Raw genomic sequence first — 9,398 nt, 5'->3', positions numbered from 1 at the left:
CCTTCGCGCCGGACGCGTACGCGATGCCGGACGCGCCCGAGGCCGCGCCCTACGCGATGCCTCCGTCCGCCGAGGGAGCGCCGTCCTTCGACTTCGCCGAGCTGCCCGTCCCCGCGAACGCGGACCCGTTCGCGCTGCCCCCTCCGGGAGCGGACTTCTCCGACCTGCCCGCGCCCGCCTCGCCCCAGGCCCTGGAGTTCGCGGACCTGCCGGCCCCCGCGGCACCGGACCTGTCATTCGACTTCAATGAGCCCGCGCCCGGCGCGGATCCGTTCGCCGTCGACTTCAGCGCACCACCGGCCCCCGCCCCCGCGGCGGATCCGTTCGCCGCCGATTTCGGCGCCGCGCCAGCGCCTGGTGCGGATCCCTTCGCCATCGACTTCGCGGAGCCTCCGGCCCCCGCGCCAGCCGTCGCCGTCAACCCGGGCGTGGACTTCGGAGACGTGGACTTCGGCGCGCCTCCGTCGCCCGGCATCCCGGACTCGCTCGAGTTCGACCCCACCGCCCGGCCGGATGACGACCTGGAGGCGGACCTCTCCGACCCGCTGCCGCCGCCGCCCAACGCGGGCCCCGCGGACGGCCTGGAGATGCTGTCCTTCATCGACGACGCGGCGGGCAAGGACGGCGGCGCCCAGGCAGGCACCAAGGTGCGCCGCTTCCACGTCCGCCGGCGCTCGGGCAAGGTGTTCGGCCCGTTCGACGAGGGCGTCATCGTCAAGATGCTCGAGGACGGGCAGCTCCTCGGAAACGAGGACGTGTCGCTGGACTCGGAGACCTGGTCCGCCATCGGCACGATGCCCATCTTCGCCGCCGCCATCCAGCGGCTGATGGAAGGCCCCGCCAAGCTGGTGACGCCCACCGCCGCGCCCGCCGCGGACGTCATCGACGCGCCTCGCGTGGACGGCGCCAGCCCGCAGGCCAACATGAGACGGCTGGAGCAGCTCTATGAAGGCCGCATGGCCGCGGTCTCCGTGGTGGACCGCAGCGGCAACACCGAGAAGTGGAAGAAGCGCGTCCCGCTGATGATTGCCGCGGGCGTCGCCGTGGTGGTGGCGGGCATCGGCGCGGGCACGGAGTTCGGCACGCGCTACGGCGCCTTCGGCCGCCGCGCCCTCTTCCCCGCCCGCGTCTCCGACGGCTCTGCCGAGGCGAAGCAGGTGGCGGACGCGAAGCAGGCGCTGCTCACGGACACCTTCGACAGCTACAAGCAGGCCCGCGAGCTCAGCGCCAAGGTGCTCCAGCAGAAGGAGTACCCGGAGGTGCGCTCGCTGTGGTGCCAGTCCGTCTACTACCTCCAGCGCCGCTACGCCGCGGGCAATCCGAACGAGATGAGCCGCTGCCGGCAGGACCTGGAGGACATCGAGTTCCTGGGTGAGAAGGACGTGGACGTCATCAAGGCGTCCGCGGCCATCGCCCTCACCTCCCGTCAGGCGGACTCGGTCATCCCCACCCTGAGCGGCGCCTACGGCCGCGAGGACACCCAGGGTGACCTGGAGCTGGCCTTCCTCTTGGCCGAGGCCTACTCGCAGAAGCGCGACGAGAAGCGCGCCCTGGACACGCTGAACAAGGTGCTGGCGAAGAACCCCAAGTCCGCCAAGGCCCACCACGCCGTGGGCAACCTGCACCAGGCCGCCGACCGCGCCGACGAAGCCGCCGCCGCATATGCCGCGGCCCTGGAGGCGGACCCCAAGCACGTGGCGTCCGCGGTGGAGCTGGCCGCGGTGGAGCTGCTGGTCCGCAAGGACGTGGCGAAGGGCACGGAGGCCGTGGAGCGGGCGCTGGCCGCGGACGTCCAGTCCGCCCTGGGCCCCGCGGAGATCGCCCGCGCCCGCGGCCTCAAGGGCGTGGCGATGTTCCAGAAGCACCAGCCGAAGGAGGCCGAGGCCGAGCTGAAGGCCGCCCTGGAGATGGACGCGAAGTCCACCTTCCTCCGTGGCCAGCTGGCGCGCGTGCTGCGCGCGCAGCGCAACTTCGAGGGCGCCCTGCCCATCTACAAGGCCCTGGCGACCGAGGAGCCCAACAACCTGGAGTTCGCGGATGGCCACATCACCGCGCTGGTGATGACCGGAAAGATGCAGGACGCGCTGGAGGCCGTGAAGAAGGCCAACGGCGTGTTCCCCAACGAGGCGCGCATCGCCTACCTCTACGGACGCATCGAGGACGCGCTCGACAACCTCTCCGACGCGGAGGGCCACTACAAGCGCGCCATCGCCGCGGACGACAACCTGGTGGAGGCCCGCCTCTACCTGGGCCGCTTCTACCTGGCCCAGCGCCGCAACGCGGAGGCGCGGCCCCAGCTCGAGGAGGCGGCGAAGAAGGCACCGGAGAACGCGGGCGTGCGCGCGGGCCTCGGCGAGCTGGCCCTGGCGGAGAACAACACGCTGCTGGCCCAGCAGGAGTTCGAGCGCTCCGTGAAGCTCGACCCCATCCTCGCGGACGCCCACCTGGGCCTGTCCCGCGTGGCCCTGCTGACGGACGACCTGGAGACGGCGAAGACGGAGGCCAACCGCGCCCTGGAGCTGGACCCGCACCTGCTGAAGGACGGCCGGCTGCAGCGCGGGCTCGTGCTGTGGCGCCTGGGCCAGCTGGAAGAGGCCGTGGCGGAGCTGGAGAAGGCCAAGACGGAGGACCCGCGCTCCACCACCATCCCGATTACGCTGGGCGCCGTGCTGCTGGAGCGCGGGGATTTGCCGGGCGCGGAGAGCAACCTGGGCCTCGCGCTGAGCAACGAGCCCTCCAACCACGAGGCGCTCTATTACCTGGCGCTGGTGAAGGCGAAGCGGCTGGAGTTCACCCAGGCCCTGGACAACATGCGCAAGGCCGTGGAGCGGGCCCCCAACCGCCCCGACTACCACTACGCCTACGGCGTCATCCTGCGGGACGCGAAGAACCTGCCGGACGCCATGAGCGCGTGGCGCAAGACGGTGGAGCTGGATGGCGCCCACGCGGACGCCCACGAGGCGCTCGGGCACGCACTGCTGGAGGGCAGCCAGTTCGACGAGGCCATCACCTCGTTCGAGGCCAGCCTCAAGGCCGACCCCCGCCGCACGCGGGTGCTGGGCTCCATTGGTGATGCGTACTTCGCCGCCGCGCGCTGGAACGACGCCATCAAGCGGTACCAGTCGGCCCTGAAGGCGGACCCCAAGCTCACCTACGTCTATTACAAGGTGGCCCGCGCCTTCACCGAGCAGGCCCAGCACGCCAAGGCCATCGACTGGTACCGCAAGGCCACCAGCCTCGATTCGGAGAACCCCATGGCCTACTACTACCTGGGCTTCGCCTATAAGGAGCGCAACAAGCGCCGGGAGGCCGTGCAGGCCTTCAAGGACTACCTCTCCCGCAAGCCGGACGCGACGGACAAGAAGGACATCGAGGACGAAATCTACGACCTGCAGAACTGAGGTCGCCTCCCCTCCCCCCCGGAGTCAGGGCGGAGGGGGCGCGGCGTCCGGCCTTGAGCACCCCAGGCGTGAGGAACCTTGCTGGCCTCACCCGGGGTGACTACAAGGCGTGCTCCATGCTGGACCTCCGGAACGTTGCGCAGAACTTCGATGCGGTGGTCGCCCGGCTCAAGACGCGGGGCGGCAACCTGGATTTGGGCCCCTTCCAGCGGCTCTTCGCCGAGCGCCGCGAGCTGTATGTCTCCGTGGAGTCGCTGGCCGCGCGCCGCAACGCCGCCAACGAGGAGATGAAGCGCAAGGCGAAGGAGGACCCGAAGGCGCTGGACGCGCTCCGCGGCGACCTCCGCGCCGTCTCCCAGGAAATCAAGGAGAAGGAAGCGCGCCTCAAGGACGTGGAGGAGGAGCTCAACCGCATCCTCCTGCTCATCCCCAACGTACCCCATGACTCCGTCCCCGTGGGCGGCGGCGCCGAGGACAACGTCCAGGTGGCCGTCTGGGGAGCGAAGCCCGACCTGCTCTTCGCCCCCAAGCAGCACTTCGAGCTGGGGGAGAAGCTGGGCATGCTCGACTTCGAGCGCGCCGCCAAGGTGTCCGGCAGCCGCTTCACCTTCTACAAGGGCGCGCTGGCCCGGCTGGAGCGGGCGCTCGTCACCTTCATGATCGACGTGCACACCAGCAAGGGCTACACGGAGCTGCTCCCGCCCTACCTGGTGCTGCGCGAGACGATGATGGGCACCGGTCAGCTCCCCAAGTTCGAGGACGACGCCTTCAAGACGATGGGCGAGCCGGAGCGCTTCCTCATTCCCACCGCGGAAGTGCCCGTCACCAACTACCACGCGGACGAAATCCTGGAGGGCGAGTCCCTGCCCATCCGCTACTGCGCCTTCAGCCCCAGCTTCCGGGCCGAGGCGGGCGCCGCCGGCAGGGACACCCGCGGCCTCATCCGCCAGCACCAGTTCCACAAGGTGGAGCTGGTGAAGTTCGCCCACCAGGAGAAGAGCCTGGACGAGCTCGAGGCCATGACGGACGACGCCTGCGACATCCTCCGCCGCCTGGGCCTCCACCACCGCGTCATGCTCCTGTGCACCGGAGACATGGGCTTCAGCGCCCGGAAGACGTACGACATCGAGGTCTGGCTCCCCGGACAGAACGGCTACCGGGAGATTTCGTCCTGCTCCGACTGCGGCGACTTCCAGGCCCGCCGGGCGAAGATTCGCTACCGGGCCCAGAAGGGGGACAAGCCCCAGCTCGCCCACACGCTCAACGGCAGCGGCCTGGCGGTCGGCCGGACGACCATCGCCATCCTGGAGAACTACCAGCGCGAGGACGGAAGCGTGGCCATTCCGGAGGCGTTGGTGCCGTACATGGGCGGTTTGAAGGAACTGAAACCGATTTGAGTCTGAATCCGACTTGCAACGCGCGAAGAATCAGGTAGAAGGGCGGCCCCACGGACGTCGGTCCGGGGGGTGCCAAGTCGGCCCCGGTGGTATGGAGGCGTGGCCGAGCGGTTGAAGGCAGCGGTCTTGAAAACCGCAGAGGGTGAAAGCTCTCCGTAGGTTCGAATCCTACCGCCTCCGAGTTTTTGTTCTTGAGTTTGTTGGCTCTTTGACAGAGAAGAGTTGGAGAGATGGCCGAGAGGCTGAAGGCACAGGTTTGCTAAACCTGCATACTCGAAAGGGTATCGAGGGTTCGAATCCCTCTCTCTCCGCCACTTGTTGTTGTAGCAGCGCCGGAAGAAATGCTCCCTTAGCTCAGCTGGATAGAGCGTCGGACTACGAATCCGAAGGCCGGAGGTTCGAATCCTCCAGGGAGCGCCACTTCTTTCGAGCAGTTCTCCATGAGTGACGAAGTTTTCATGCAGCAGGCGTTATCGCTCGCGCGGGAAGCAGCGGAACTCGGAGAGGTCCCCGTAGGTGCGGTGGCAGTGCTGAACGGTGAAGTCGTTGGCACTGGTTTCAATCGCCGCGAAGTGGACCGCAATCCGCTCGCTCACGCGGAAATGTTGGCAATGGATGCCGCAGCCCGGAGAATCGGCGCCTGGCGGCTCTCGGGTGTCACCCTGTATGTGACGCTTGAGCCATGTGCCATGTGCGCCGGAGGACTGGTGCAGTCTCGCGTGACACGACTCGTTTTCGGTGCATCCGATCCGAAGGCCGGTGCGGTGGGCTCGCTGTACAACCTGGTCGAAGAGCCTCGGCACAACCACCGGCTCCAGGTCACGAGTGGTATCCTGGCGGACGAGAGCCGCCTGCTTTTGAAGACGTTCTTCGGGCGCTTGCGTACGAAGAAACGTGACAATTGAATACTGGAGAGCTGGCCGAGTGGTCGAAGGCACCTGACTCGAAATCAGGCATACCGGTAACGGTATCGTAGGTTCGAATCCTACGCTCTCCGCTCCAGATTTTTGGAGAGGTGGCCGAGCGGTTGAAGGCGCACGCCTGGAACGCGTGTATATCTGAAAGGGTATCGTGGGTTCGAATCCCACCCTCTCCGTTGTTGTTTCTGCAGTCCGTGGTTACATCCCTTATGGTCGGGACAACGTGGGGGCGCGAACCCCGCCAGGTCCGGAAGGAAGCAACGGTAGCGTACTTCCGCGTGTGTCCCGGCCGTCCTTTTGAAGAGCCGGTGTCCTGCTAAAGGGCACCGGCTCTTCGCCTTTGCGGGCTGGCCGCCCCCCTCCCCTACTCGCGGGAGAGAATCGTCTCGCGGCCCACCTTCCGGACGATGTGGAAGCCGCCGGCCTGGAGCTCGTCGAGCGCTCGGTCCTCGAAGGTGACGGCGCGGTTGAACGTCCTGTCCCGTAGCGCGCGTTGGAACGCGCCGTCGTGGGGCCAGTCACAGGTGAGCCAGGGAATCCGCTTCCCCAGGTAGAAGAAGCCGCCCGAGCCCCACAGCCCCTCGTTGACGATGAGCAGCCCCCGCGCGTTGCCCCGGGTGGCGGCGACAATCGCCCGGAGCTGGTCTGCCCGCAGGTCCCCGGACGGAAAGAAGGCGGCCGAGGCCAGGCTGGCGACCAGCGCGAGTCCTGCCAGGCCCCACCGCCTCGTTGGCCGAGCAAGCTGGACGAGGCCCGCCGCCACGGGTGGCGCCGCGGCCAGCACCCCCAGCATCAGGCCGGGATAGAGGAAGCGCTCCTCCTTGTGCGCGGTGGCCAGGAGCACGCCGGTGTACACGGCGGCGCACCACAGCGGCAGGGACACGGCGCGGTGCCGGCGAAGCGCGGCGACTCCCACGGGCACGGCGGCCCAGGCCCAGAGGGGCACCGCGGTGAACAGCGGCTTCACGTAGAAGCTGGGTGCATCGGCGCCGAACTGGGCCGCGGCCTTCCCCGAGAGGACGTTGAAGCGGACATAGGCGAAGAAGGAGTGGAACGGCGAGCCCCACGTCGCCCAGTCCAGCGCGCCGAGCGCTACCGCCACGCCCAACCCGCCCGCGCAGGTGAAGGCGAGCAGCCGCCACTGCCGCGCCGCCGCCAGCCACACCAGCGCCGCCAGGACGAAGATGGCCGACGGGTAGCGGGCCACCACCGCCAGCCCCAGGGCCATGCCGCCCACGAGCCCCGCCCTCGCGAGCCGCGCCCTGCGGTCCAGCGCCTCCACGGCGACGATGAGCAGCGAGGCGGAGATTGACTCGGCCATGGTGCGCCCCGCGAAGACGAGCACCGGTCCGTAGAGCCCCACGAGCAACGTCGACAGCAGGCCACCCAAGGTCCCCGCGCGGCGCTGGGCGAAGCGGTACGCGGCCCAGAGACTCCAGGCGTGCAAGGCCACCTGTGGAAGGGCCACCAGGACGCGGTAGGCCCGTGGGTGGGTGATGCCCAGCAGGTCCGCCAGCTTGAGGAAGCCGGCCAGGACACCGGGCACGGCCCAGTTGCGGAGGCCCTCACGCCACTCCCACGCCAGGACGCCGTAGCCGTGGACGCGCCACCAGGCGGGCTCCAGGGATTGGTACACCTCATCCGGGTGGATGCGGCCCAGTTGCACCACCGCGATGAGGCCCGGCAGCAGCGCCACGGCCCCCAGAAGCCAGCGCATCCAGCTCCGGGCCGGCGCCTCTGGCGGCGTGAGCTCGGGCTCCAGCGAGGTAGGCTCGGGTGTCGGGTTGGCGTCAGTGGGCGTGGCGAGGAGGGGCGCGGACACGGGCGCGGCCGACTCTTCCCGCCCGCGTTCCCGGACGCAAGGTGTGAAGCGTTCGGTTGCCCACCCTGGGTCCGAGCCTGACGGGGAGTGGAATCCCACCTCGTGGGAGGGCAACGACATGGATCATTCACGCCGCCGTGTTTAGATGACGCCCCCCATGAGCTACCTCGTTCTCGCCCGCAAATGGCGCCCACAGAAGTTCGACGACATGACCGGGCAGGAGCACGTCGTCCGGACGGTCGCGAACGCCATCAAGATGGACCGGGTCGCGCACGCGTACCTGTTCTGTGGCCCTCGTGGCGTGGGCAAGACGACGGCCGCGCGTCTGCTCGCCAAGGCGCTCAACTGTGAGAAGGGCCCCACCGCCCAGCCTTGTGGCGAGTGCCGTGCCTGCACGGAGATTGCCGCCGGCACCAGCGTGGACGTCGCGGAAATCGACGGTGCCTCCAACAACGGCGTCGAGAACGTCCGCGAGATTCGCGAGAACGCGAAGTACCTGCCCCAGCGGGACCGGCACAAAATCTACATCATCGACGAGGTCCACATGCTGTCGGGAGCGGCGTTCAACGCGCTGCTCAAGACGCTGGAGGAGCCGCCCGGGCACGTGAAGTTCATCTTCGCGACCACGGAGGCGCACAAGCTCCCGGACACCATCCTGTCGCGGTGCCAGCGCCACAACTTCCGTCGGATTCCGGCGGCGCGGATGCTTCAGCGGCTCCAGGAAATCTGCAAGGCGGAGGGCGCTGGTATCTCCGACCGCTCGCTGTCGCTGGTCGTGCGCCAGTCCGAAGGTGGCATGCGCGACGCGCTGAGCCTTCTGGACCAGGTGCTCGCCTCGTGCGGCGCCAACCCCTCCGACGAGGAAGTAGCCGACGCGCTGGGCGCCATCGACCGGACGTTGGTGCAGGACTTCGCCGATGCGCTCGTCCACAAGGACGCGAAGCGGGTGCTGGAGCGCGTGGAGGAGGTCTTCAACCGCGGCCTGGACTTGAAGCGCCTGGCAGAGGAGCTGGCCTTCCAGCTGCGGCACCTCTTCGTCACCAAGACGCTGGGCAAGGCGCCCGACGAGCTGGCCGAGTCCGAGCAGAAGGCGCTGGTGGCGCTGGCTCAGGACGCGGAGGCCGCGCAGCTCACGCGCCTCTTCGACGTGGTGCACGGCTGCATCTGGGACGTGTCGCGCGCGGCCCAGCCCCGGCTGGCCCTGGAGATGGCGCTGCTCAAGGCCATCCAGTTGTCGCCGGGGGGGTCCATTCCCGAGCTGCTTGCCCGCGTGGACAAGCTCGCGGCGGGGATGGGTGAAGGTTCCGCGAAGTCGAACGCTGGAGCGCCGGGAGGTCGCTCCAGTCCCACGAACTTTCGCGCCTGAAGGACGACACGACGCATCCGTGATGCAGGCCGCTGCCCCGGCCCCACGACCGTGGGAAGCGAGGGCTGCGCCTGAAGGGCAGACGCCTGCGCGCGTCGGCGAGCCACCGGCGCCGATGGCGGCCGTGCGCCAGGAAGAGCCGCCGCGCATAGGCCACGCTGGAGCCATGCCCCCGGCCGAGCCGCCGCCGCCCGGGCCCCACATGGAGGGCCTGTCACCGTCAGCGGCCCGCCCCCTGTCGTTCCTCCGTAACGGTGGCGGCGCCACCCCGTCCCCCCAGGGTTATCAGGCCACTCAGGTGGTCCCCGCCGGCCCGGTGCTGGATGGACTGTCACCTTCCGCCGCGCGCCCGCTCTCGTTCCTCCGCAACGGTGGCTCGGCCCAGGCGCCCACGGCCCCTACGTCCCCGCCCCCCGTGCCTCCCGCGGGCGCCACGCCGCTGTCGCGCACCACCGAGCCCGCGGGAGGCACGGGGGGCGGGGACGTAGGGGC

5 protein-coding genes, 5 tRNA genes, 1 other RNA gene and 1 pseudogene are annotated in these 9,398 nt (G+C 69.1%); 11 read left to right on the top strand and 1 reads right to left on the bottom strand.

The annotated features are described in order from the left end of the window. The 9 genes from HV824_RS32670 to ffs all read left to right on the top strand — a co-directional run. A partial coding sequence (locus HV824_RS32670; protein WP_176424996.1) for a tetratricopeptide repeat protein occupies positions 1–3,401 on the top strand: 3,401 nt, incomplete at its 5' end. A gap of 116 nt (positions 3,402–3,517) precedes the next feature. Then, a complete protein-coding gene (gene serS, locus HV824_RS32665) occupies positions 3,518–4,798 on the top strand; it encodes a serine--tRNA ligase (RefSeq protein ID WP_176418928.1) in 1,281 nt (426 codons plus the stop codon). A 93-nt stretch (positions 4,799–4,891) separates the two neighbouring features. Beyond that, positions 4,892–4,978: transfer RNA gene (locus tag HV824_RS32660), tRNA-Ser, on the top strand. Positions 4,979–5,022: 44 nt separating this feature from the next. Continuing rightward, a tRNA-Ser gene (locus tag HV824_RS32655) sits at positions 5,023–5,112 on the top strand. 29 nt (positions 5,113–5,141) lie between these two features. Beyond that, a tRNA-Arg gene (locus HV824_RS32650) sits at positions 5,142–5,218 on the top strand. A gap of 20 nt (positions 5,219–5,238) precedes the next feature. Beyond that, complete coding sequence (tadA, locus tag HV824_RS32645) at positions 5,239–5,703, top strand: tRNA adenosine(34) deaminase TadA (protein ID WP_176418904.1); 465 nt, start codon at positions 5,239–5,241, stop codon at positions 5,701–5,703. A gap of 5 nt (positions 5,704–5,708) precedes the next feature. Then, positions 5,709–5,795: transfer RNA gene (locus HV824_RS32640), tRNA-Ser, on the top strand. A 12-nt stretch (positions 5,796–5,807) separates the two neighbouring features. After that, positions 5,808–5,894, top strand: a tRNA-Ser gene (locus tag HV824_RS32635). 30 nt (positions 5,895–5,924) lie between these two features. Next, positions 5,925–6,017: signal recognition particle sRNA small type (gene ffs, locus HV824_RS32630), an RNA gene on the top strand. A 65-nt stretch (positions 6,018–6,082) separates the two neighbouring features. Here the strand turns inward: ffs and HV824_RS32625 are convergent. Then, positions 6,083–7,435, bottom strand: a complete 1,353-nt coding sequence (locus tag HV824_RS32625) for a mannosyltransferase (RefSeq protein WP_255208521.1) — start codon at positions 7,433–7,435, stop codon at positions 6,083–6,085. 262 nt (positions 7,436–7,697) lie between these two features. Between HV824_RS32625 and dnaX the strand changes: the two genes are divergently transcribed. Both dnaX and HV824_RS32615 read left to right on the top strand, forming a co-directional pair. Further along, positions 7,698–8,906: a DNA polymerase III subunit gamma/tau gene (gene dnaX, locus HV824_RS32620; RefSeq protein WP_176418906.1), complete on the top strand. Its 1,209-nt coding sequence runs from the start codon at positions 7,698–7,700 to the stop codon at positions 8,904–8,906. Between the two features lie 166 nt (positions 8,907–9,072). Continuing rightward, positions 9,073–9,398 (top strand): annotated as a pseudogene (locus HV824_RS32615) (hypothetical protein); the annotation flags it as partial.

This window comes from Myxococcus sp. AM009 (genome assembly GCF_013372605.1).
GTDB lineage: Bacteria > Myxococcota > Myxococcia > Myxococcales > Myxococcaceae > Myxococcus > Myxococcus vastator.
This window is presented reverse-complemented; position numbering and strand designations above follow the sequence as displayed.

Coding starts and splice junctions, on each gene's coding strand:
- serS (WP_176418928.1), top strand. CDS start 3,518: ATGCTGGACCTCCGGAACGTTGCGCAGAACTTCGATGCGGTGGTCGCC.
- tadA (WP_176418904.1), top strand. CDS start 5,239: ATGAGTGACGAAGTTTTCATGCAGCAGGCGTTATCGCTCGCGCGGGAA.
- dnaX (WP_176418906.1), top strand. CDS start 7,698: ATGAGCTACCTCGTTCTCGCCCGCAAATGGCGCCCACAGAAGTTCGAC.
- HV824_RS32625 (WP_255208521.1), bottom strand. CDS start 7,435: ATGCGCTGGCTTCTGGGGGCCGTGGCGCTGCTGCCGGGCCTCATCGCG.